Origin of the sequence: Stenotrophomonas sp. CFBP8994, assembly GCF_034044835.1 — a bacterium.
In the GTDB taxonomy this organism is placed as follows: domain Bacteria; phylum Pseudomonadota; class Gammaproteobacteria; order Xanthomonadales; family Xanthomonadaceae; genus Stenotrophomonas; species Stenotrophomonas rhizophila_A.
This window is the reverse complement of sequence record NZ_JAXCWT010000004.1, coordinates 185588-209300: the sequence shown is the minus strand read 5'-3', so window position 1 is coordinate 209300 and position 23713 is coordinate 185588. Positions and strand designations below refer to the sequence as shown.

Below are 23713 nucleotides of genomic sequence, written 5' to 3'. Positions count from 1 at the left end.
TATGTGAAGAATGTGTGGAGTACCGCACCTTTACGCGGGTCCCGATATTGCATCGCGTCGTGTAACCGATTACAGCGCCTGATAGCGTTGGCGCTACCTCATTGGCGAGGCATATCAGGCAAGGACTTTTTGATGGGTTTGCACATCGCTCGTCGCGCCGCGCTGCTTTCCGTTCTCGGCCTGGCCTTCGCTCCGGCCAGCCTGGCCCAGGACCTCCCTGACCTTGGTCAGTGGCGTGCCAGCAGTTCCTCCCAGCAAGTCCCGGCCATGGCGGTCAGCCACCTCATCGACGGCGATCCCAAGACCGTCACCGGGGGAGCGTTCAGCCCGGGCCACTGGTTCCAGGTGGATCTGGGAAGAACCAGCACGCTCAGCGGCGCGCGCCTCACTTGGGACGTCTCAAACCCGGAGGGCTACAGCCTGCAGACCTCGCTGGATGGAACGCAGTGGCAGACCGCTTACACCATGCGCGACTCGCTCGGCGGCATCGAAACCCTCTACTTCACGCCGCGCCAGGCCCGCTACCTGCGGCTGGCCAGTCCTGAGCGGACATCGGACTGGGGCGTGTCCATCTTCGAACTCGAGCCGCTGGACCAGCGCGCGACAGCACGCATGCCCGGATTGGACGCGACCCAGGCAGCGGCCGTGTGGCAAGGCGGCAGCGCCGTGGCCATCCCCGCCGGGAAGGACGGCAGTCACGTGTTGGAGATCTCTCTGCCGAGGGCCCTCTCCACCACCGGGTTGGCAGTGGACTGGGCAGGCGCACACGGCGGCGCGCGCCTTCAGGTACAGGATGCACACGGACGCTGGAGCGAACTCGCGCATGACCCGCAGGCCGGCAGCCGGCAGCAGAGCTGGCTGGCCGGCACCGCGCCGGTAACAGCACAGGCGCTGCGCCTGCAGGTGCAGGGTGATGCGCCGAAGATCGCGCGCCTGCGCCTGCTCGGTCCGGCGGCAGTGATGACGCCGATGAAGCGCTACCAGAGCGCGGCCAACGGTGCGCGCCGGGCCCTGTTCCCGGCCTCCCTGCACCTGCAGCAGACCTACTGGACGGCGGTGGGCGTGCACGGCGGCCTGCAGAAATCGATCTTCGACGAGTACGGCAACATCGAGGCGTTCAAGGGCGCACCGTTGGTACAGCCGATCTGGCGCAATGCCGATGGCACCGCCGCCGGCGGCGCCGACCAGCCAGTGCGGCACGCGCTGCGCGACGGTTGGAAGCCGATGCCGTCGGTGACATGGAAACCGCAACGCGGCCTGGAATTGAACAGCGAGGCCTTCGCCGTGGAGCTGGGCGGGCAACCGGTCACGCTGGTGCGCCACCGCCTGCGCAACGTGGGCACTGCGCCCATCGCCGGCAGCCTGTCGCTGGTGACGCGCCCGATGCAGATGAATCCGCCGTGGCAGAACGGAGGCCTCTCGCCGATCCGCTCGGTGGCCATCGACGGCACCACGGTGCGGGTCAACGGGCGCTCACTGCTGCATTCGCTGACGCCGGTGGATGCTTCAGGCGTGGCGCCGTTCGGCCCCGATGGCAGCACCGAGATCACCGCTGCGGTGGCGAAAGGCGAACTGCCCACTGCGCAACACGCCGATGACCCGGATGGCCTGGCCGCGGCCGCCCTCGCCTACCGCATCGACCTCGCCCCGGGCGCCACCCAGTCGGTCGTGGTCGCGTTCCCGCTGGGTACCGCGGCTGCCAACGGCGACGGCGCGCTTCCGGAGCCGCCGCCGATCGCGTTCGGCGTCAACAGCCGCGATCCCGATGCGATTTTCGACAGCCTTGCCACCCGCGTTTCCGGAGATTGGCAGACGCGGCTGGGCCAGGTCGGCCTGCGCCTGCCCGACCCTTCGCTGGTGGATATGCTGCGCGCCCAAGCAGCGTACATGCTGATCAACCAGACCGGCCCGGCGATGCAACCGGGGCCGCGCAACTACAACCGCTCCTTCATCCGCGACGGCATGGCCACCTCGGCAGTGCTGCTGCGCATGGGCGAATCACGGATCGCGCGCGACTACCTGGCCTGGTACACCGAACATGGCGTGCACGCCAACGGCCTGGTTTCGCCGATCCTCAACAACGACGGCAGCGTCAACACCGGCTTCGGTTCGGACATCGAATACGACAGCCAAGGCCAATACGTTGCGTTGGTAGCCGATGTCGCGCGTCTGGACGGTGGCCCGGAATCGGTGCGCGCCTACCTGCCGAAGGTGAAAGCAGCCCTGCGCTTCCTGCAGGAGCTGCGCGAGCGCACGCTGGTGCCCGGCTACATGGCCAGCCAGCCCGCACCGGAGCGGTTCGCCGGCATCCTGGCACCGTCGATCAGTCACGAAGGCTACCCCTCGCCGACCCACAGTTACTGGGACGACTACTGGGGTCTGAAGGGCTGGCACGACGGTGCGTGGCTGGCCGAATCGCTGGGTGATCACGAAACCGCCGCGTGGGCGCGCGAACAGTACCGCTTGCTGCACGACGCGCTGGCCGCTTCGATCCGCGCCACCATGGCGTGGAAGGGCATCGACTTCATCCCCTCCTCCGCCGACCTGGGCGATGGCGACCCTACCGGCGTTTCGATCGCGCTGGACCCCACCGGCGCGCAGGACGTGCTGCCCGAGCAGGCCCTGCGCACCACCTTCGCGCGCTACCTGGAAGACGTGCGCAAGCGCAACCAGCCCGACGCGCTGTATGCCTACACGCCGTACGAAATCCGCAATGTGCTCAGCTACGTGCACCTGGACCAGCCCGACGCCGCAGACGAACTGCTGCAGGGCCTGCTGCGCGACCGCCGGCCGCTGGAATGGCAGGTGCTGGCGGAAGTCGTCCACTCGCGGCTGCGCTTCCCGCGCTACCTGGGCGACATGCCGCACACGTGGATTGGTGCCGAGTACGGGCGCACGTTGTTCGGCATGTTGATGCGCGAAGACGACGATGCGCTGTCGCTGCTGCCGGGTACGCCGCCGTCGTGGCTGGCGGGCGACGGGTTGGCGGTGGAGCGGTTGCCAACGGCGTTCGGGACGCTGCAGATGGACGCGGCGCAGCGTGGCAACACGCTCAAGGTGGCGTTGGGCAAGGGCCTGCGGAACGATGCTGCGGTCCGGGTGTGGTGGCCTTCGCGCACGCGGCCCACCCAGGTGCGGGTGGATGGGCGGGATGTGCAGGACTTTGATGCGAAAGGGGTTCTGATCAGCAAGCCGTTCCGGACGCTGGAAGCAGTCTGGTAGAGCCAAGCCCTGCCCGGCTGCACGTCACTCCATGCGCCTGTTGCGCGCATGGATCATCCAGCCCTGTGCGGTGATGCCGATGAGGTACACGACAAAGCAACCCAGCAGGGTCTGCAGCACTACCGGCGCCATCGGTGCGGCGGCCAGCGGATGCGACACCGGCAGGCGGGTCAGCGATTCATTGACGGCAGGCACCAACCCGAGCAGGAAACTGAAGGACAGTGCGAAGGCGGACAGGTACGGTCGCAGTCGCCCAAGGAAGCCGATCCGGTTCACCAGCACCCCGCCGAACGCCACCAGCAGCACCACGATGCCAAATGCGTGGCCGGGGTTGAGGCCACCGGTGCTGGAGACGGTAAACGAGGTCGCCACAGCAAGCACCAGGCCGACCAGATAGAGCTTTCCGGCCCCGGTCGCGGGGTCGATTTTCCGATGGCGCACGAAGCCGTAGATGCCTGCGAGCACCGGGATGAGGCTGATGGCGGTATGCAGTACACCGAGTGCGGAGAGCGGGTGTGTCATGGGAGCAATCCTCAAATAAACCTACTAGTAGGTAGGTACGCTGGTCATGGAATAGCCCGCACAAGGCGGGCTTACGAAAAATTGTTCAACGCTGTGCAGTCACCCGCGCAACCGACAGCCGCGCCAGGGCAGCGAACGTCTGCGCGTCACCAAACCCACGCGCGGCGAGCATCGCCCCATGCACGGAGGCCATGAAGGCCTTGGCCTCATCCGAAGGGGCGCCCTGCAGCTGGAACTGCCCCTGCGCTACCCCCTTCTCCAAGGTGGCGGTCAGCCAGCCACTGAGATCCTCGAAATGCCCGCGCACTTCTTCTGCGATTTCCGGCGGAATCATCGGCGACTCCGCCGCCAGCATGGCGCAGATGCAGAACGAGGCCGTGCCACCTGCGATGCAGCTGGACCAGTAGTCGACGTACGCATTGAGCTCTTTCAGCGGATCACCCAGCTGCCGGTCCAACATGGCCAGGCCTTCACGGGCCTCGGCGCGGTACAGCGCCACCACCGTGCGAACCAGCTCGGACTTGCTCGGAAAGTGATGATGAATGCTGGCCTTGCTGATGTTCACCCTGGCCGAGATATCGGCATAGCTGAAGCCGTTGTAGCCGCCGGCCTCCAGCAACGTACGGGCGTGGGCGACGATTTCAGCGGCTTTCGGGGAGAGGTCGTGAACCATTCCTCATCCTACTAGTTGGTAGCCTGCTGATCAAGACCGCTTGCACGTGTCCCGTCGGCTGGAGGATAGTGCCGAAAATGAACCGGGGGTAAGGGAATGGATACCGTTACGGAAGCCGCTTCCCGCCCGACCATACTTGCGGTCGACGATTCACCCGAGAACCTCTGGCTGATCTCCGGCCTGTTGAAGTCGCGTTATCGAATCAGGATGGTCAACTCCGGCGAGGCAGGCCTCGAGGCCGCTGGCACCGAACCGCTTCCCGACCTGATTCTCCTGGACGTCATGATGCCCGGCCTCTCAGGACATGATGTCTGCAGGGCACTGAAGGCATCACCGGTGACCCGGCACATTCCGATCATCTTCCTCACGGCAATGGCCGAACCCGAAGATGAAAAGAAAGGGCTGGAACTCGGGGCGGCGGACTTCATCACCAAACCGATCAACCCGCCAGTCCTGATCGCCCGTGTCGCCACGCAACTGCAGGCCAAGGCAGCAGCCGATTTCCTGCGGGACCAGAACGCATTCCTTGAAAACGAGGTACAGCGACGCACGCGCGAGCTGACCGCGATCCAGGACGTCACCATCCATGCCCTCGCGTCGCTCGCCGAAACGCGCGACAACGAAACCGGCAATCACATCCGCCGCACCCAGCATTATGTCCGTGCCCTGGCGACTGCGCTCCAGAATCACCCGCGTTTTCGTTCGCAGCTGGATGACGCCACCATCGACAGCCTGTTCAAGTCCGCCCCCCTGCATGACATCGGCAAGGTGGGCATCCCGGACAGCATCCTGCTCAAGCCCGGCCCCTTCGAACCCCACGAGTTCGAGATCATGAAGACCCACACCACGCTGGGGCGCGACGCGATTCAGCACGCAGAAGACGCGCTCGGCATGCCGGTGGAGTTCCTGGCGTACGCAAAGGAAATCGCTTACGGGCACCAGGAGAAATGGGACGGCAGCGGGTATCCGCAGGGGCTTGCAGGCGAGGCGATCCCGTTGTCGGCGCGGATCATGGCGGTCGCGGATGTGTATGACGCGCTGCTCAGCCGTCGGGGCTACAAGAAGGCCATGTCCCAGGAAGAAGCGGTCGCGATCATGCGTGAGGGCCGCGCCAGGCATTTCGACCCTGACATCCTGGATGCTTTTCTCGGGCTGCTCCCCGAGCTGGAGCGGATATCCCGTCAGTTCGAGGACACTTCGCGATGAACGCCCTGAGCCGCTACCTGCAGGGTGCGTCGCTGGGCCACAAACTGGCGGCGGCCTTCGCCGTCATGCTGTTGCTGGCCGTGGGGCTGGGCATCCTCGGCGTCCACGCGCTGGGCAGGTTCAGCGCGGAGATCCAGCGCATGTACGAAAAAGACCTGCAGGGGGTCTCCAACGCGCGCGCCGTGCAGTTCCACTACGCGACCATGGGCCGCCACCTGCGCCAGGCGCTGCTCACCGCCGATCCGTCGCTGCAGGCCTTGGCGTCACAGCAGATCGAACGCGAGCACGCGCAGCTGCAGCGAGAGCTGGACCAGCTGCACCAGCGTGTCTTCCGCGACATCAACCGTGCGCACCTGGCGGTGTTCGAGCGGGACTACGCCACCTACCGGCGGAACATGACCGCCGTACTCCAGCTGGCGCGCCAAGGCAGGCTCCAGGAAGCGCGTGCTCAAGCATCGAGCCCGCAGTTCGCTGATATGGGCGACGCGGTAGCCAACGCCATGGAAGCGGTCGCCACGACCAAGGAAGAAGGCGCGCGGCTGTCGTTGCAGAAGGTGCAGGCACTGGCCGTTGATACGAAGTGGTGGGTGTGGACGATCCTGCTCCTGGGTGGTGTGTTCAGCACGATCTTCGCCTGGCTGATCACGCGCTCGATCGGCATCCCCGCAGTCGAGCTGAGGAAGGCGGTGGAGCGCATTGCGGGCGGGGACCTCCAGCACGAGGTACCGCATACCGCATATCCCAATGACATGGGCGCCCTCGCCCGCGCCGTTGCCGTCCTTCAGGTGGCTGCGCGTGAGCTGGAAGACCAGCGTTGGGTCAAGGCATCGTCGGCCGCCTTGTCGGCCGAACTGCAGTCCGCGACGAGTACCCAGGAACTCGCCAAGGTCTTCTTTGCCTTCATGGCGCCCCTGCTCGGCGTCGGCCGGGGTGCCCTGTACCTCCATGACGAAGTGCATAACAGGCTGCGCCTGCTCTCGGGCTTCGCCAACGATGGCCATGACGCCCCGCCGGGCCAGATCCGCCTGGGCGAGGGCCTGGTCGGCCAGTGCGCGGCAAGCAGAGCGCCGATCCTCCTTACCGATCCGCCCGCCGACTACCTGCGCATCGGCTCCGCGCTGGGCAGCGCGGCGGCAAGGTCCGTAAGCGTGATCCCACTGATCCGGGGTGCCCGACTGCTCGGCGTACTCGAAGTCGCCAGCCTCGACCTACCCAGCCCTGCGCGGCAGGCGTTGCTCGAGGCCGCCTTGCCTGCGCTGGCGGGCAATCTGGAGATCATGCAACGCGCCGAGCATACCCAGCTGCTGCTTGAGGAAACCCGGGCCCAGGCCTCGGAACTGGAAATCCAGTCCACCGAATTGGCCGCACAGAAGGATGCGATCCAGGCGACCGAAGCATGGTACCGGGGCATCTTCGATTCCTCCCCCGATGGGTTGCTGGTGGCCGGCGCGGACGGCCGCATCACCATGGTCAACCCTCAACTCGAGCGCATGTTCGGCTATGCCACTGGCGAGCTGCACGGCAAGCTCATCGAAACGCTGGTGCCCGATGCCGTGCGCGCGGCCCATCCCGGACTGCGAGACGGTTTCATGCAGGCCGGCGGCATGCGTTCCATGGCGGTGCGCAACAACGAACTGTCGGGGCGACGCCGGGACGGCAGCACATTCCCGATCGACGTGGGCCTGTCGCGGCTTCCCGCGTTCGGGGGCGGCGGGGTCTGCGTATGCGCGGCAGTGCGCGATGTCACCCGCCTGCGTGCCACCGAGCAACGGCTGGGCTTCGCCCTGCGCGGCGGCAACCTTGGCCTGTGGGACTGGGACGTGGCCACGGGCACCAGCGAGGTCAACACGATATGGGCGCAGATGCTGGGATACACCTTGGATGAGCTGAGCAGTGCCGGTGGAGCGGCGAAAGCGTGGAACGCGATGCTGCATCCGGATGACAGCGTCGAGGTCCATCGACAGTTCGACCATTGCATCAACGACCCCGAGGCCGACGACTTCGACGCCCATTTCCGCATGCGGGACCGTTCGGGCGCGTGGCGCTGGATCCACTCGTTGGGTCGCGCCACCGAACGTGACCACGGCGGACGCGCCGTGCGCCTGGTCGGCATCCACCAGGACGTGACCGAGCGCAGGCAGCTGGAGGATGAGACGCTTCGGGCCAAGGAAGCAGCCGAAGAAGCGACCCGCGCCAAGAGCGAATTCCTGGCGAACATGAGCCACGAGATACGTACGCCGATGAACGCCATCATCGGCATGTCCCACCTTGCGCTGCAGACCGAACTCGCGCCACGGCAGCGAAACTACATCGAAAAGGTGAACCGCTCTGCCGAAGCGCTGCTGGGCATCATCAACGACATCCTGGACTTCTCCAAGATCGAGGCCGGCAAGATGGGGATGGAGCGCCTCGACTTCCGGCTGGAGGACGTACTCGACCACGTAGCCAATCTGGTGTCGATGAAGGCGGAGGATAAAGGGCTCGAACTTCTGTTCAGCTGCGCTGCGGACGTCCCTACGGCGCTGGTCGGCGACGCGCTTCGTCTTGGCCAGGTGCTGCTGAACCTGTGCAGCAACGCGCTCAAGTTCACCGAGCGTGGCGAAGTGATCCTGGGCATTGAAACCGCGGCCCGCACCGAGGACGGTATCGCGCTGCACTTCTGGGTGAAGGACACCGGCATCGGGATGACCCCGGAGCAATGCGCCCGCATGTTCCAGTCCTTCAGCCAGGCCGACGGTTCGACAACGCGCCGGTACGGCGGCACCGGGCTGGGGCTGGCGATCTCGCGCACCCTGGTGGAGCTGATGGGTGGCCGGATCTGGGTGGACAGCATGCCGGACCAAGGCTCCACCTTCCACTTCCATGCGCACTTTGGCCTGCAGGCGGACCCTGCCCCGCGCCGCATGTTCCGGGCGGAGGAACTGCAGGGGCTGCGCGTACTCGTGGTCGACGACAACGCGGCGGCGCGCGAGATCCTGTCGACGATGGCCAGGCAGTTCGGGCTGGAGGTGGATACCGCGCGCAACGGCACGCAGGGGCTGCGCATGGTGCGCCAGGCCTACGCAAAGCAGCTTGCCTACGACCTGGTACTGATGGACTGGAAAATGCCGGCGATGGACGGCGTGGAAGTCGTCCGCAGGCTGCAGTCGCTCAGCGAGGGCGAGGCACCGGCGGTCATCATGGTGACCGCCTTCGGGCGGGACGAAGCGATTGCCGAAGCGGCGACCACCGGGGCGCGCCTGAAGGGTGTGCTGACCAAGCCGGTTACGCCGTCAACCCTGCTTGAGTCGATCGGCCAGGCACTCGGCACGGGCACCGTTGGCGATGACCGCATTGAACTCAAGGCGTCAGCCGGTTCAACGCGGTTCGAGCAGCTGCGGGGTTCGCGTGTGCTGCTGGTCGAGGACAATGAACTGAACCAGGAGGTTGCGCGCGAATTCCTTGGTCAGGCCGGCATCGAGGTCACGTTGGCGGTCAACGGGCAGGAAGCATTGGACATCCTGTCGCGCGAATCCACGTTTGATGGCGTGCTGATGGACTGCCAGATGCCGGTGATGGACGGCTACGAGGCGACCCGTCGCCTGCGCGCCCAGCCGCGGTTCCAGCACCTTCCCATCATCGCCATGACCGCCAATGCGATGGCAGGCGACCGCGAAAAGGTCCTGGCCGCTGGAATGGTCGACCATATCGCCAAGCCCCTGCGCATGGAGGCCATGTTTGCGTGCATGGCAAAGTGGATCGGCACCGACCGCGCCTTCAGTGCGGCGTCCGCGGTCCGCGTCAGCGCCCCCCCCGCTTCCGCGTTCCCCGCCATCACGGGCATTGATGTCGCCCGGAGCCTGGCCGGCGTCGATAACGATGTGAAGTTCTACCGTCGCCTGCTGGGCCTGTTCCGGACCGAGAACATGAGCTTTCTGGGCGATTTCACCCGGGCCCTGCGCGAGGGCGATGCCGAAGCCACGATGCGCCGTGCCCACACGCTTCGAGGGACGGCCGGAACCGTGGGCGCCACTGGCGTTGCGGAAGCGGCGGCCAGGCTGGAAAGGGCGTGCCTCGACCGCGCCGACACGGACAGCTTGGAAGCCCTCCTGGCCGAGACGGTGGGGCGGCTGCAGCCGGTACTTGACGCGATTGCGTCGGCAGGCATCGATGAACGCCGGACAGCAGCCGACGCTCCCGTGACTGGCGTGCCAACGGCCGCTCCCGGGCCAGCCGCGGCGCTGCTGCTGACGCGCCTGCGCGCGCTGCTGTCGGAGAACGATGCCGACGCCCAGGAGGTATTCGAACGCCTCACGCATCAACTGCACGCAGAAGGCAATCCATTGGCTGCAGCGTTGGCGCCGATGGCCCGCTTGATCGACACCATCCGCTTTGTCGAAGCGCTCGACTGTCTGGATGCAGCGATGCGCGCCGATGGGCCATGACCCGTTTCGGCAGGGCGCAGCGGGGCAGAGCCCCGCTCTACCGGGTGGTTACTCCCACTCGATGGTTGCCGGCGGCTTGCCGGAAATGTCGTAGACCACGCGCGAGACGCCACGCAGCTCATTGATGATCCGGTTGCTCACCGTGCCCAGGAAGTCATACGGCAGGTGCGCCCAGTGCGCGGTCATGAAGTCGATGGTTTCCACCGCGCGCAGCGCGATCACCCACTCATACGCGCGGGCATCGCCCACCACGCCCACCGACTTCACCGGCAGGAACACCGCGAAGGCCTGGCTGGTCTTGTCGTACAGGTCGGCCTTGCGCAGCTCGTCGATGAAGATCGCATCGGCCTTGGCCAGCAGCTCGGCGTACTCACGCTTCACTTCGCCCAGGATGCGCACGCCCAGGCCCGGGCCCGGGAACGGATGGCGGTAGACCATGCTGCGCGGCAGGCCGAGTTCGACGCCGAGGCGGCGCACTTCGTCCTTGAACAACTCGCGCAGCGGTTCCACCAGGCCCAGCTTCATGTGCTCGGGCAGGCCGCCGACGTTGTGGTGGCTCTTGATCACGTGGGCCTTGCCGGTCTTGCTGCCGGCCGACTCGATCACGTCGGGGTAGATGGTGCCCTGCGCCAGCCACTTGGCGTTGCTGAGCTTGTTGGACTCTTCATCGAAGATGTCCACGAACAGGTTGCCGATGATCTTGCGCTTGGCTTCCGGGTCGCTCACGCCTTCCAGCTTGCTGAAGTAGCGGTCCGCTGCATTTACGCGGATCACCTTGACGCCCATGTGCTCGGCGAACATCGCCATCACCTGGTCGCCTTCCTGCCAGCGCAGCAGGCCGGTGTCGACGAACACGCAGGTCAGCTTGTCGCCGATCGCCTTGTGCAGCAGCGCGGCAACCACCGACGAATCGACGCCGCCGGACAGGCCCAGGATCACTTCGTCATCGCCCACCTGCTCGCGCACGCGCGCGATCTGGTCGTCGATGATGTTGGCCGCGGTCCACAGGGTCTGGCAGCCGCACACGTCCACCACGAAGCGGCGCAGCAGCGCCTGGCCCTGCAGGGTGTGGGTGACTTCCGGGTGGAACTGCACGCCGTACCAGCGCTTTTCCTCGTTGGCCATCGCGGCCACGGGAATGCGATCGGTGGTGGCGGTGATGGTGAAGCCCGGGGGCGCCACCGAAACGTGGTCGCCGTGGCTCATCCACACATTCAACTTCGGCTCGCCGCCGTGGTCGCTCAGGCCCTTGAACAGCGCGTCCGGGTGCACGACGTTGACTTCGGCATGGCCGAACTCGCGCTGGTCGGCCGCTTCGGTAGCGCCGCCGAGCTGGGCCGCCAGGGTCTGCATGCCATAGCAGATGCCGAAGATCGGCAGCCCGCTGTCGAACACTTCCTGCGGCGCGGCCGGCGCGCCCGGCAGCGTGGTGGATTCGGGGCCGCCAGACAGGATGATGCCCTTGGCGCCGAACGCGGCAATGTCCGCCGGGTTGTGGTCCCACGCCCAGATTTCGCAGTACACGCCGAGCTCGCGGATGCGGCGCGCGATCAGCTGGGTGTACTGCGCGCCGAAATCGAGGATGAGGATCTTGTCGTTATGGATGTTGGTCATGGCGCCCGGCAATGCTGGATGGAAAACGGAGAAACGAAAATCAGGCAACGAATGGCAGATAGAGAAAGAGGAACGGGAATCAGCTTCCTCGTTCCTCTTCGCTCATGCCGCGTCAGGCGCGGTAGTTCGGCGGCTCTTTGGTGATCTGCACGTCATGGACGTGGCTCTCACGTTGGCCGGCGCCACTGATCTTGACGAACTTCGGCTTGCTGCGCATGTCTTCGATGGTGCCGCAGCCCACGTAGCCCATGGTGGCGCGCAGGCCGCCCATCAGCTGGTGGATGATGCCGCCGACCGGGCCGCGATACGGCACGCGGCCTTCGATGCCTTCGGGCACCAGCTTGTCGGCACTGGAAGCATCCTGGAAGTAGCGGTCCTTGGACCCCTTCTCCATCGCCGCCAGCGAACCCATGCCGCGGTAGCTCTTGTACGAACGGCCCTGGAACAGCTCGGTTTCACCGGGCGATTCCTCGGTACCGGCCAGCAGGCCGCCGATCATGATGGTCGATGCACCGGCGGCCAGCGCCTTGCCGATGTCGCCGGAGTAGCGGATGCCACCGTCGGCGATCAGCGGGATGCGGTCCTGCAGCGCTTCGGCCACCAGGTCGATGGCGGTGATCTGCGGCACGCCGACACCGGCGACCACGCGGGTGGTGCAGATCGAGCCCGGGCCGATGCCGACCTTGACCGCGTCTGCGCCGCTGTCCAGCAGCGCCAGTGCGGCTTCGCCGGTGCAGATGTTGCCCCCCACGACCTGCACCTGCGGGAAGTGCTTCTTGACCCAGCTGACGCGGTCCAGCACGCCCTGCGAATGGCCGTGCGCGGTGTCCACCACCAGCACGTCCACGCCGGCAGCGACCAGCGCTTCGACGCGGCGATCGGTATCGCCGCCGACGCCCACCGCGGCACCCACCAGCAGGCGCGTGGCGACGTCCTTGGCGGCGTTGGGGTAATCGGTGTTCTTCTGGATGTCCTTGACGGTGATCAGGCCGCGCAGGGCGAAATCATCGTTGACCACCAGGATCTTTTCGATGCGGTTGCGATGCAGCAGCTGCAGCACTTCCTCGGACGCGGCGCCTTCCTTGACCGTGATCAGGCGATCCTTCTTGGTCATGATGTGGCGGACCGGATCGTCCAGCTCGGTTTCAAAGCGCATGTCGCGGTGGGTCACGATGCCCACCAGCTGGCCGCCATCGACCACCGGCACGCCGGAGATGTTGCGCGCCTGGGTCAGCGCCAGCACGTCGCGGATGGTGGTTTCCGGGCCGACCGTGATCGGATCGCGGATGACACCCGCTTCGAACTTCTTGACCTTGGCCACTTCGGCGGCCTGCTGGTCCACGCTCAGGTTCTTGTGGATGATGCCCATGCCGCCGAGCTGGGCCATGGCGATGGCCAGGCGTGCTTCGGTGACGGTATCCATGGCAGCCGACAGGATCGGAAGCTTCAGCCGCAGGTCTCGCGTCAGGCGCGTTTCCAGGGTGACATCCTTCGGCAGGATGATGGAATGGGCGGGGACGAGCGAGACGTCGTCGTAAGTCAGTGCTTCAGCCTGGATGCGCAGCATCGGCATACCCGAGATGTGGGGAAGCGCGACATTTTACCCTGATTTCGCCCCGTTGGGCAGGGGGCGGATGCGACGCTGTGTCGCGCCGGCGCGGCGCGTTCATGCAGCGGTTCGGCGGCCGGGCCGCACGACCAACGGTCGTGCGCTACCGGTAGGTGACGACCGTTGGTCGCCACGGCGGTCCGGCGTCAGGACGCTTCAGCAGCTTCGATGGTGTTCTGCATGAGGGTGGCCACGGTCATCGGCCCTACCCCGCCCGGGACCGGGGTGATCCAGCTGGCCCGTGCGGCCGCCGCCTCGAAGCCCACGTCGCCGACCAGGCGGCCATCGTCCAGGCGGTTGATGCCCACGTCGATCACCACCGCGCCCGGCTTGACCCACTCGCCCGGCACGATGCCGGGGCGGCCTACCGCCACCACCAGGATGTCGGCATTGCGCACCGACTGCTCCAGCACGTCCTTGGGGGTGAACTTGTGGCAGCTGGTGACGGTGCAGCCGGCGATCAGCAGCTCCAGGCCCATCGGCCGGCCCACGTGGTTGCTCACGCCGACGATGGTGGCGTTGCGGCCGCGCACCGGCTGGTCGGTATGGCCCAGCAGCGTGGTGATGCCACGCGGGGTGCACGGGCGCAGGCCGAATTCGCGCAGGGCCAGGTGGCCGACGTTCTCCGGGTGGAAGCCGTCCACGTCCTTGCGCGGGTCGATGCGGTGGATCAGGCGGCTGGCGTCGGGGATCCCCGGCAGCGGCAGCTGGACCAGGATGCCGTGGATCTTCGGGTCGGCATTGAGCTGGTCGATCAGGGTCAGCAGCTCGGCTTCACCGGTGCCGGCCGGCAGGTCGTAATCGAACGCCTCGATCCCGACCTTTTCGGCGGCACGGCGCTTGTTGCGCACATACACCGTCGAGGCCGGGTCGCCGCCCACCAGCACCACGGCCAGCCCCGGCCGACTGCCACCGGCCGCCAGGCGGGCGTCTACGCGCACCTTCAGGCTGTCCAGCAGGTCTTCGGCGATGCGGCGTCCGTCCAGGATGCGGGCGGAATGACGGGGGGCGGAATCGTTCATCGAATGCGGGGCGTGCGGCGGCGGGGACGGTATTGTCCCCTATTCCTCTTCTTCCGGCACTTCGTCGGCGTTGAGGGTGCGTGCCTTGCGCTTGGGCGCGGTGAACGGGGTCGGCGTGGGCACGCCCGGCAGCGCGGTGCCGAACACCATGTGCGCACCGGCACGCAGGTCGCCGCCGGCCATCTCCAGCTCGAAGCGCTCGGCGTCGCGTTCGCGGATCTGCTCGGCGATGTCGCGTGCGTCGTCCTCGTCGGCGCCCAGCTCGACCAGCGCGGCCTGGCCGAACATCAGCGCGGATTCGAAGGTTTCGCGGATCTGGAAGTCCACCCCGGCGTGGATCAGGCGCAGCGAGTGCTCACGGTCGAACGAACGCACCAGCAGCTTGGCCTGCGGGAACTCGTGCGCGACCAGTTCGACGATGCGGTCCGCATCCTGTGCGTTGTTGACGCACACCGCGATCGCGCGCGCGGTGGCCGCGCCCGATGCATGCAGCACGTCCAGGCGGGTGCCGTCGCCGTAGTAGATCTTGAAGCCGAAGCGCTCGGCGTTGTGGATCATGTCCACGTCGTTGTCGATGATGGTCACGTCCACGTCGCGGGCCAGCAGCGACTGGCTGGCCACCTGGCCGAAGCGGCCGAAGCCGATCATCAGCACGCTGCCGGACATGCCCTCGGCGGTGTCCACGCCTTCCAGCGAGACTTCCCGCGCCGGCATCAGCTTGTCGTGCAGCAGCACGAACAGCGGGGTGAGCGCCATCGACAGCACCACGATGGCGGTCAGGTTGGCGTTGACCTCGATACCGATGACACCGGCAGCAGCGGCGGCCGAGAACAGCACGAAGGCGAATTCGCCGCCCTGTGCCATCACCACGCCACGATCCAGCGCCTGCCGGTGGTCGCTGCCCAGGATGCGCGCCACGGTGTAGATGCACACCGCCTTGGCCAGCATCAGCGCCAGCACGCCGGACACGATCAGCGGCCAGTTGTTGGCCACCACGGTCAGGTCCAGCGCCATGCCCACGCTGAGGAAGAACAACCCGAGCAGGATGCCGCGGAACGGTTCGATGTCGGCTTCGATCTGGTGGCGGAAGGTGGATTCGCTGAGCAGCACGCCGGCCAGGAACGCGCCCATTGCCATCGACAGCCCGCCCAGCTGCATCAGCAGTGCCGCGCCCAGCACCACCAGCAATGCGGCGGCGGTCATCACCTCGCGCGCCTTGGCGGCGGCCAGGATGCGGAACAGCGGGTTGAGCAGGAAGCGGCCGACCAGCACCAGCCCGATGATCGCGCCGGCGGCGATGGCCACGCTGATCCAGCGCGAGCCGGTACCGGCATCGGCCTGCACCGGCGCCATGAAGGCGACCACCGCCAGCAGCGGCACGATCAGCAGGTCCTCGAACAACAGGATCGAGACGATCTTCTGCCCGGACGGCAGCGCGATATCCCCGCGCTCGGCCAGCAGCTGCATCACTACGGCGGTGGAGGTCAGCACGAAACCGGCCGCACCGATGAAGGCCACCGGCAGCGGGAAGCCGAACAGCATGCACACGCCGGTGAGTACCGCACCGCAGACCACGATCTGCAGCGTGCCCAGTCCGAAGATTTCCCTGCGCAGGCTCCACAGGTGCGAAGGTCGCATTTCCAGTCCGATCACGAACAGGAACATCACCACGCCCAGTTCGGCCGTATGCAGGATCGCCTGCGGATCGGAGAACCAGCCGAAGCCGAATGGACCGATCGCCAGCCCGGCCGCGAAATAGCCCAGCACCGAGCCCAATCCCAGCCGGCGGAACAACGGCACCATCACCACTGCCGCCCCCAGCAGGGCGACTACTTTCACCAGTTCACTGGCACCTGCTTCCACCGCCATGCGGTTTGTTCCTTGCAACTCCGATCAGCCATCACGATAGGACAAGTTGATGCAGGGACATAGCACGCAGGTGCGCAAGATCGTGCCGGGAATGGAACGATCGGTCAGCAAATCGCCATATCGTCCTACGGACCTGCGCAGAATGCGGCGAAGTCGATGTAACCCGGGAACGCCTGCCCGGGCGCACACAGTGGGCAGGCGGGGTCCGGCCCGAGGCGGATCTCGCGGAACCGCATGCCCAGCGCGTCGAACGTCAGCAGGCGCCCCACCAGCGGCTCACCGATCCCAAGCAGCAGCTTGAGCACTTCCGTGGCCTGCAGCAGGCCGACCATGCCCGGCAGCACGCCCAGCACCCCGGCCTCGGCACAGTTGGGCGCGAACTCCGGCGGCGGCGGCTCGGGGAACAGGCAGCGGTAGCACGGCGCCTGTCCGCGATGGCGGCCGGCGTCGAATACCGACACCTGGCCGGTGAAACGCTCGACCGCGCCGTAGACCAGCGGGATCGCGTGCTGGATGCAGGCATCGTTGAGCAGGTAGCGCAGCGGGAAGTTGTCCGAGCCGTCCAGCACCACGTCCACGCGGTCGAGCAGCGCGTCGATGTTGTCCGAGGTCACCCGCGCCTGCACCGCTTCCACGTCCAGCCGGGGGTTGAGCGCCAGCAGCCGCGCGCGGGCCGAATGCACCTTGGGTTCGCCGATGCTGGCGTCGGTATGCAGGATCTGCCGCTGCAGGTTGCTGCGCTCCACCACGTCGTCGTCGGCGATGCGCAGGTGCCCTACCCCGGCGGCGGCGAGGTAGAAGGCGGCCGGCGAGCCAAGCCCGCCCGCGCCAAGCAGCAGTACCCGGGCGCCGAGCAGCGCCTGCTGGCCGGCAACGCCGACCTGCGGCAGCAGCAGGTGGCGTGAGTAGCGTTCGTTGAAATCGCGCTCGTCGTCGCTCTGCAGCGGCTGCACGAGTGGCAGCCCGGCAGCACGCCAGGCAGTGGTGCCGCCGTGGACGGACGCGATGTGGGTGTAGCCGAGATCGAGCAGGGCCTGCGCGGCGTCCATGGAGCGTTTGCCGCTCTGGCAGATCAGCAGGATCTCGCGGTCAAGCGCTGGGAGCTGCGTGCTGGCTTCGCTCAGGAGATCGCCCTGCGCGACTCCCCTTGCGCCCTCGGCCATGCCGGTAGCGCGCTCGTGCGGTTCACGCACGTCGATCAGCAGCGCGCCGTGGAGGGTGCGTTGGCGGGCGTGCTCGGGGCTGAGTTCGGGTACTGCGGTCATGGCCCATTATGGGCGGGTTGGGTCCGCCTGGGACACGCGTGGCGTGTCGCTACCGTGGGATGGCGCCCCGGTGTGCCGGGACGCCATGGGCTTCAGCGACCCTTGACGTGCTTGATCAGGCGCTTCTTCTTGGCAATCTGGCGTTCGCTCAGCACGTTCTTCTTGCCTTCGTACGGGTTGGCACCCTCGCGGAAGATGAACTGTACCGGCGTGCCGATCAGCTTGAAGCGCTTGCGGAAGAAGTTTTCCAGGTAGCGCTTGTACGACTCCGGCAGCTCCTTCAGGCGCGTGCCATGCACGATGAAGGTCGGCGGATTGGAGCCGCCCGGGTGCACGTAACGCAGCTTGGACACGTGACCCCGGATCGCCGGCGGCGGGTTGGTCTCGTAGGCGATTTCCAGCGCCTTGTTGACTTCGCTGGTGCTGAACTCGTGGGTCGCCGAGGCATGCGCCTGGTGGATCGCACGGAACAGCTCGCGCAGGCCCGAGCCGTGCTTGGCCGAGATGCGCACCGTTTCAGCCCACGGCACGAAGCCGAGCTTGCGCGAGACCAGCGCTTCGGCCTGTTCGCGCTGGTAATCGGTCAGGCCATCCCACTTGTTGATCGCCACCACCAACGCGCGGCCGGCATCCAGCACCGCGCCCAGCACGGTAGCGTCCTGATCGGTCACGCCTTCGCTGGCGTCCAGCATCAGCACCGCCACCTGGCATTGCTCGATGGCCTGCAGGGTCTTGATGACGCTGAACTTTTCCACCACCTCTTCGACCCGGCCGCGGCGACGCAGGCCGGCGGTGTCGATCAGGCGGTATTCGCGGCCGTCACGCTCCAGGTCCACCGCGATCGAGTCGCGGGTGGTGCCGGGCACTTCCGAGGCGATCATCCGTTCTTCGCCGAGAATGCGGTTGACCAGGGTCGACTTGCCCACGTTGGGGCGGCCGACGAAGGCAATGCGCATCCGGTTCGGATCGTTGTCCATCTCCTCGCCGCTGCCCTCTTCGGGCAGGCGCTGGACCACTTCTTCAAGCAGGTCGTCCAGGCCCTGGCGGTGGGCAGCGGACACGGTCAGCATTTCGCTGAACCCGTAGCGGGCGAATTCCGCGCGCACGGTGTCTTCGTTGGTGCCGTCGATCTTGTTGATCAACAGCAGGGTCGGCCGCGACAGCTTGCGCAGCCACGACAGGATCTCGTCATCCAGCGCGGAGGTCCCGTCACGGGCATCCACCACGAACAGGATCAGATCGGCTTCGCCGGCGGCAGCACGTGCCTGGTCGGCGGTTGCGCCGGCCAGGCCTTCGTCATCCTCCGAGATACCGCCCGTGTCGACGACGAGGAACGGGTTGTCCTCGTCCAGACGGCAAACACCATAGTTGCGGTCCCGGGTGACGCCGGGCTGGTCATGGACCAGGGCGTCACGGGTACGGGTCAGCGCATTGAAGATGGTGGACTTGCCGACGTTCGGCCGTCCAACCAGGGCGACCAAGGGCAGCATCGCGGTAACTCCTTATTGTGCCAACCGGAATGCGGTCAGCTTTCCATCAACGTTCTGCACCAGCAGAATCCCATCGGCGACCACCGGCTGCGCCAGCAGGGCATCGCCGCCACTCTTGGCGCGCGCGGCCAGTTCACCATTGTCTGTCCGCAACCAGTGCAGATAACCCTTGTAGTCACCCACCACAACGTAATCGCCGTGGATGGCCGGCCCGGTCAACGAGCGGCGGGCCAGGCCGGTCTGCGACCACATGGCGCTGCCGCTGGCCTTGTCCAGGCCGAACACGCCGCCCTTGTTGTCGGTGACGATCACATTGCCCGAGGTCAGGGCCACGCCACCGGCGCCGCCATGGTCACGTGCCCACAGCGGGCGGCCGGTCGGGCCTTCGATCGCCATGGTCTGGTTCTTGAAGCTGCTCACGAACAGGGTATTGCCTTCCAGCACCGGCGCGCCGTCCACGTCGGACATGCGCTCCAGTTCGGTACGGCCTTCACCGTTGGAGACCGTCTGGTCCCACACGGTACGGCCGTCCTGCATGCCCAACGCGGCCACGCTGCCGTCATCGTTGCCGATGAACAGCACGCCCGGGCCGGCCACCACCGGCGCGTTGCCGCGCACCGTCAGCATGGGCAGCTCACGCGGGTTGAACCACTTCTGGGTGCCGTTGCCGGCATCAAAGGCGGTCACCCGGCCATCGTTGCTGCGCACGAACACGATGCCCTGGGCGATCGCCGGCGCGGCGATCACTTCGCCCGGCACCTTGGCGCGCCACTTTTCGCTGCCGTCGTTGGCGTCCAGCGCGATGACCTGGCCATCCAGCGTACCGATCACCACCAGGCCTTCGCCGACGCCCGGGCCACCGGACAGACGCAGCTTGGGCTGCTTCTTGACCTTGGCCGGCTCGTAGGTCCAGACCGTCTTGCCGGTCTGCAGGTCCAGCGCATGCACGCCGCCGGTGATCGCGGCCGCGTACACGCGGCCATCGGCCACGACCGGGCCCTGGCGCACGCCGATGCGCTTCTCGCCCTTGCCCAGGTTGGCGCTCCAGATCCGGTCGACCTTGGCGGTCGGCTCGAACTTGACCAGCTCTGCCGGTTCCAGCGCCTTCTTCGCCTCCGCGTCCTTGCCGGCGAACCAGCCCTTGACGGTGGTGCAGCCGGACAATGCCACGCCCATCAATACCAGGGTGGCTACGCGCTTGATCATGACCATCTGCTTCATTACACCGACTCCGCAGGCTCGGTGACGGTGCCACCGGCATCCATCACTTTGGTTTCCAGCACGCGCCGCTGGGGCGCTGCCACATCCAGCGTCTTGAGCGCCTTCTCATACTGCCCGCGGGCTTCGTCACGCTTGCCCAGCGCCATCAAGGCGTCGCCATGGATTTCCAGGCTCGCACTGTCGGTGGCACTGCCCAGCAGCGCGATGGCTTCATCGTTCTTGCCGGTGGCGATCAGCAGGCGCGCAATGCGCTGATCGATCGCCGCCTTGTATTCCGGGTCGGCCTTGATGGCACGAAGGGTGGCCAGGGCCTCCTCGTTCTTGCCTGCATCGACCTGCGCCTTGGCCAGCTGCAGCGCTGCGAGGTCGCCGTAGACCTGGACCTTGCCGCCTTCCAGCGTCTTCACGCCCTTGGCCGCTTCGTCCAGTTTCTTGTCCTCCAGCTGCTTGAGCACCACCTGGTACTCACCGTGGGCACCCGCCAGGTGGCTGCCCTGTTCTTTCTGCCACCACTGCCAGCCGGCGATGCCGCCGATGGCAATCGCCACGCCGGCGATGATGCTGACACCATTCTTCCGCAGCCAGCTGCGGACGCGTTCACTTTGTTCGTGCTCGTCGAGCAGGTCGTCGATCGCCATGCGTACTCTCGCCCCTGCCCGTCAGGAGGGACTGTTTGAATTGGATTGTCGAAATGAATCGGGAAACGCGGCTCAGTGTGAAACCGGAGCCACGGAGCCGTCAGAGGATACCGTAAAGCGTGCCACGTTGGCTCGCTGGTAGGGCGAAAGGTCGATGATGGTACCGGCCTGCTGAACCTCCACCGCCGACGCATTGCCGAGCACCATGCGGGCCACCTGGCCCGGGCTGAAGGCGCGGGTTTCGCCTGACTTGATCAGGGCTTTCTCGACGGTGCTGCCGTCGGGCGCGACGATATCCACCCAGCTGTCGCCCTTGAACTGCAGGCTGAGGGCACCGGCCGGCGCCGGCGCCGGCGCGGCGGCCGTCGGACGGGGCACCGGGGTCAACGAGGCCAGGTAAGGGGCCGACGGCGCCGTCGACGGCGCAGGCGTCACCACCGGCGCTGCCTGGTCAGACGGCGCGGTGCCCGCCACCGGTACGGCAGCGGGAATCACATCCAGCGAAGCGGTATTGGGGGTGGTCGAGGCACTGTCGAAGTGGCCGCGTGTAGCGAACCACACCGGCACGGCCAGCACCGCGGTGATGCCGACATACAGGGCACGGCGGCCGAGGCTCTCGGCGATTCGGCGGGCCCGCGGGGTATGGGTGTGGCTGACCAGCTGCGGCGGCACCACCGGCCCGATGTGGGCCTGGTCCAGCACATCGCCCAGGTCGACCTTGAGCAGGCGCGCGTAGCTTTTGAGCTGGCCGCGGACGAACACCGGCGCACCGAGGCGGTCCCACTGCTCGGCTTCCAGTGACTTCACCACCTGCACCGGCATGCGCAACTGCTGCCCCACTGCTTCGAGCGTCAGTCCTGCCGCTTCCCGCGCCTGCCGGAGACGTGCTCCACAGCCGGCTGCGGTGTCAAAAGCGTTCACAGTCTGGTCATCAATCACAATGCTTCAACCCCGGGAATTAGGAGCCGCATCCTGCGGAAATTCGTCGCGAATTCGCTGCAGATAACGACCGGATGCCACTGTGTCGCCAAGCTGCGCCTCGATTTGAGAGGCAAGTTGTAACACGGAACGTGTGGCCGGTGCAGCCGCAAGACGCCGTTGCACGAAGGCCCGGGCCTCGAAAAAGCGTCCCTGGGCGTGCTCGTTGCGGGCCATGGCCTCCAGCGCATAGGGGTTGGCCGGATCCAGCGCCAGGGCCCGGCGCAGGTCACGCACGGCGCGCTCGGGCTGGCCGGCGTCAAGCGCACAGCCGCCTGCATTGGCCAAGGCTGCGGCCGGCGTGCGGTAACCCGGCGCGGCAACGGCCCGGTCGAACAGTGGCAACGCTTCGGTGGCGCGGCCATGACCACATAACCAGGCGCCATAGTTGTTGAGCACCTCGCCGCTGTCCGGCGCCAGTTCGGCCGCCTTCTGGAACAGCGGACCGGCGGCGGCATCGTCACCGCGCCGGTTGGCCAGCGCCGCCAGCATGATGTAGGCATCCGGCCGGCCCGCGTCGAGCTTGAGCGCGCTTCGGGCGCGCTTTTCGGAAGCATCCAGCGCTCCGGCGCGGAACGCCTCGGCCGACAATGTCATCTGGTCCTGGTAGCTGACCCGGCGACGGGTGTCAGCGTTGTCGCGCGCCACATACTCGGGCGCTACGCCCAGCGGAGCGGTCATGGGTTTGACGCCTTTGTTGCCACACCCGGCGAGTGCCAGCGCGACGAAAAAAACGGCTGGCAATCGGCGGTCAGGCAGCGGCATCCCGGTTTTTCCCGTCCTGGAGCGTTTTGTTGAACTCGGCCTGGCGGCGGGTACGATCCATCACCTGGCCCTTGAGCTGGCCACAGGCGGCATCGATGTCGTCGCCACGGGTCCGCCGCACCATCGTCAGCACCTGCTGGTCGAGCAGGATCTTCTGGAAGGCGCGGATCTCCGCATCACCGGAGCGCTCATAGCGGGTACCGGGGAACGGATTGAACGGAATCAGGTTGACCTTGCCCGAATGCGAGGCCTGTACGGCATTGTCGAACTGGCGCATCAACCGCGCCAGCTGGCGGGCGTGCTCGGGCTGGTCGTTGATGCCCTTCATCAGGGTGTATTCGAAGGTGACCGATTCGCGGCGCTTGTTCGCACGCAGGTAGCGCGCGCACGAGGCCATCAGTTCCACGATCGGGTACTTCTTGTTGAGCGGCACCAGGGTCTCGCGCAGCGCATCGTTCGGCGCATGCAGCGACACCGCCAGCGACACATCGCTTTCGGCCGACAGGCGGTCGATCTGCGGCACCAGGCCGGAGGTCGACAGGGTCACGCGCTTGTTGGCCAGGCCGTAGCCCAGGTCGTCGCGCATCACGCTCATGGCGCGCACGACGTTGTCGAAATTCATCAACGGCTCGCCCATGCCCATCATCACCACGTTGGTGAGGCGACGCTGCTTGTGCGGGATGTTGCCCAGGTGGCGCGCTGCCACCCACACCTGCCCGATGATCTCGGCGGTGGAGAGGTTGCGGTTGAAGCCCTGGGTGGCGGTGGAGCAGAACGTGCAGTTCAGTGCACAGCCCACCTGCGACGACACGCACAGCGTGCCGCGGTTCTTGTCCGGGATGTAGACCGCTTCGATCGCGTTCTTGCCATCGGTGCCCATGGCCAGCAGCCACTTGTGGGTACCGTCGGCCGACGGCTTGTCGAAGACGATGTTCGGCACGCGGACTTCGGCGTGCTGCTGCAGCTTGCTGCGCAGCGCCTTGCCCAGGTCGGTCATCTGGTCGAAATCGGTGACGTAGTGGTGGTGGATCCACTTCATGACCTGGTGGGCACGGTAGCGCGCTTCGCCGAGTGTCTCGGCGAAGAAGCGCTCCAATCCCTCGCGATCGAGGTCGAGCAGGTTCTGCTTGGCCACCGGCGCGCCCTGGGCGAGCACGATGGGGATGGCGTTGGGCTGTACGACCTCGTTCACGGC

Annotated in this window: 16 protein-coding genes; 3 read left to right on the top strand and 13 right to left on the bottom strand. The window is 66.6% G+C overall.

Annotation, left to right across the window (positions count from 1 at the left end; translation table 11 throughout):
* The first annotated feature begins 132 nt into the window (after positions 1-132).
* Positions 133-3222: a discoidin domain-containing protein gene (locus tag SOM39_RS12980; protein ID WP_320458550.1), complete on the top strand. Its 3090-nt coding sequence runs from the start codon at positions 133-135 to the stop codon at positions 3220-3222.
* A gap of 24 nt (positions 3223-3246) precedes the next feature.
* On the opposite strand, the gene SOM39_RS12975 is transcribed toward SOM39_RS12980, so the two are convergent.
* Together SOM39_RS12975 and SOM39_RS12970 are read right to left on the bottom strand one after the other, a co-directional pair.
* Entirely contained in the window at positions 3247-3744 is a 498-nt protein-coding gene (locus SOM39_RS12975; RefSeq protein WP_320458549.1) for a hypothetical protein, read from the bottom strand.
* Positions 3745-3829: 85 nt separating this feature from the next.
* Positions 3830-4417, bottom strand: coding sequence for a TetR/AcrR family transcriptional regulator (locus tag SOM39_RS12970; RefSeq protein WP_320458548.1), 588 nt, complete (start codon positions 4415-4417; stop codon positions 3830-3832).
* Between the two features lie 96 nt (positions 4418-4513).
* Between SOM39_RS12970 and SOM39_RS12965 the strand changes: the two genes are divergently transcribed.
* Complete coding sequence (locus SOM39_RS12965; protein ID WP_320458547.1) at positions 4514-5623, top strand: two-component system response regulator; 1110 nt, start codon at positions 4514-4516, stop codon at positions 5621-5623.
* The gene (locus tag SOM39_RS12960; RefSeq protein WP_320458546.1) at positions 5620-10047 is read left to right on the top strand and encodes a response regulator; all 4428 of its coding nucleotides are present in this window, start codon (positions 5620-5622) and stop codon (positions 10045-10047) included. The genes SOM39_RS12965 and SOM39_RS12960 overlap by 4 nt, the downstream gene beginning before the upstream one ends.
* A 48-nt stretch (positions 10048-10095) precedes the next feature.
* Here SOM39_RS12960 and guaA read toward each other — a convergent pair whose 3' ends face one another.
* The 11 genes from guaA to rlmN form a co-directional block, all read right to left on the bottom strand.
* On the bottom strand, positions 10096-11661 hold the full coding sequence (guaA, locus tag SOM39_RS12955) for a glutamine-hydrolyzing GMP synthase (protein WP_320458545.1): 1566 nt from the start codon (positions 11659-11661) through the stop codon (positions 10096-10098).
* A 112-nt stretch (positions 11662-11773) separates the two neighbouring features.
* Entirely contained in the window at positions 11774-13228 is a 1455-nt protein-coding gene (guaB, locus tag SOM39_RS12950) for an IMP dehydrogenase (RefSeq protein ID WP_068854633.1), read from the bottom strand.
* Between the two features lie 188 nt (positions 13229-13416).
* Entirely contained in the window at positions 13417-14292 is an 876-nt protein-coding gene (gene folD, locus SOM39_RS12945; RefSeq protein WP_068851333.1) for a bifunctional methylenetetrahydrofolate dehydrogenase/methenyltetrahydrofolate cyclohydrolase FolD, read from the bottom strand.
* A gap of 39 nt (positions 14293-14331) precedes the next feature.
* Positions 14332-16161 (bottom strand): monovalent cation:proton antiporter-2 (CPA2) family protein, encoded by a 1830-nt coding sequence (locus tag SOM39_RS12940; protein ID WP_320458544.1) that lies wholly within the window; start codon positions 16159-16161, stop codon positions 14332-14334.
* Positions 16162-16286: 125 nt separating this feature from the next.
* On the bottom strand, positions 16287-17426 hold the full coding sequence (moeB, locus tag SOM39_RS12935; protein WP_320458543.1) for a molybdopterin-synthase adenylyltransferase MoeB: 1140 nt from the start codon (positions 17424-17426) through the stop codon (positions 16287-16289).
* 92 nt (positions 17427-17518) lie between these two features.
* The gene (der, locus tag SOM39_RS12930; RefSeq protein WP_068851324.1) at positions 17519-18916 is read right to left on the bottom strand and encodes a ribosome biogenesis GTPase Der; all 1398 of its coding nucleotides are present in this window, start codon (positions 18914-18916) and stop codon (positions 17519-17521) included.
* 12 nt (positions 18917-18928) lie between these two features.
* Positions 18929-20137: an outer membrane protein assembly factor BamB gene (gene bamB / locus SOM39_RS12925; RefSeq protein ID WP_320458542.1), complete on the bottom strand. Its 1209-nt coding sequence runs from the start codon at positions 20135-20137 to the stop codon at positions 18929-18931.
* Positions 20137-20775 (bottom strand): YfgM family protein, encoded by a 639-nt coding sequence (locus SOM39_RS12920; protein WP_184123873.1) that lies wholly within the window; start codon positions 20773-20775, stop codon positions 20137-20139. Before SOM39_RS12920 ends, bamB begins: the two co-directional genes overlap by 1 nt.
* 72 nt (positions 20776-20847) lie before the next feature.
* Positions 20848-21714: a helix-turn-helix domain-containing protein gene (locus SOM39_RS12915; RefSeq protein WP_320458541.1), complete on the bottom strand. Its 867-nt coding sequence runs from the start codon at positions 21712-21714 to the stop codon at positions 20848-20850.
* A gap of 6 nt (positions 21715-21720) precedes the next feature.
* Entirely contained in the window at positions 21721-22518 is a 798-nt protein-coding gene (locus tag SOM39_RS12910) for a tetratricopeptide repeat protein (protein ID WP_068851312.1), read from the bottom strand.
* On the bottom strand, positions 22505-23710 hold the full coding sequence (rlmN, locus tag SOM39_RS12905) for a 23S rRNA (adenine(2503)-C(2))-methyltransferase RlmN (RefSeq protein WP_093534407.1): 1206 nt from the start codon (positions 23708-23710) through the stop codon (positions 22505-22507). Before rlmN ends, SOM39_RS12910 begins: the two co-directional genes overlap by 14 nt.
* Positions 23711-23713 lie beyond the last annotated feature (3 nt).

Excerpts from the sequence above, each read along its gene's own strand:
- SOM39_RS12980 (WP_320458550.1), top strand. The coding sequence starts at position 133 with ATGGGTTTGCACATCGCTCGTCGCGCCGCGCTGCTTTCCGTTCTCGGC.
- SOM39_RS12975 (WP_320458549.1), bottom strand. The coding sequence starts at position 3,744 with ATGACACACCCGCTCTCCGCACTCGGTGTACTGCATACCGCCATCAGC.
- SOM39_RS12970 (WP_320458548.1), bottom strand. The coding sequence starts at position 4,417 with ATGGTTCACGACCTCTCCCCGAAAGCCGCTGAAATCGTCGCCCACGCC.
- SOM39_RS12965 (WP_320458547.1), top strand. The coding sequence starts at position 4,514 with ATGGATACCGTTACGGAAGCCGCTTCCCGCCCGACCATACTTGCGGTC.
- SOM39_RS12960 (WP_320458546.1), top strand. The coding sequence starts at position 5,620 with ATGAACGCCCTGAGCCGCTACCTGCAGGGTGCGTCGCTGGGCCACAAA.
- guaA (WP_320458545.1), bottom strand. The coding sequence starts at position 11,661 with ATGACCAACATCCATAACGACAAGATCCTCATCCTCGATTTCGGCGCG.
- guaB (WP_068854633.1), bottom strand. The coding sequence starts at position 13,228 with ATGCTGCGCATCCAGGCTGAAGCACTGACTTACGACGACGTCTCGCTC.
- folD (WP_068851333.1), bottom strand. The coding sequence starts at position 14,292 with ATGAACGATTCCGCCCCCCGTCATTCCGCCCGCATCCTGGACGGACGC.
- SOM39_RS12940 (WP_320458544.1), bottom strand. The coding sequence starts at position 16,161 with ATGGCGGTGGAAGCAGGTGCCAGTGAACTGGTGAAAGTAGTCGCCCTG.
- moeB (WP_320458543.1), bottom strand. The coding sequence starts at position 17,426 with ATGACCGCAGTACCCGAACTCAGCCCCGAGCACGCCCGCCAACGCACC.
- der (WP_068851324.1), bottom strand. The coding sequence starts at position 18,916 with ATGCTGCCCTTGGTCGCCCTGGTTGGACGGCCGAACGTCGGCAAGTCC.
- bamB (WP_320458542.1), bottom strand. The coding sequence starts at position 20,137 with ATGAAGCAGATGGTCATGATCAAGCGCGTAGCCACCCTGGTATTGATG.
- SOM39_RS12920 (WP_184123873.1), bottom strand. The coding sequence starts at position 20,775 with ATGGCGATCGACGACCTGCTCGACGAGCACGAACAAAGTGAACGCGTC.
- SOM39_RS12910 (WP_068851312.1), bottom strand. The coding sequence starts at position 22,518 with ATGCCGCTGCCTGACCGCCGATTGCCAGCCGTTTTTTTCGTCGCGCTG.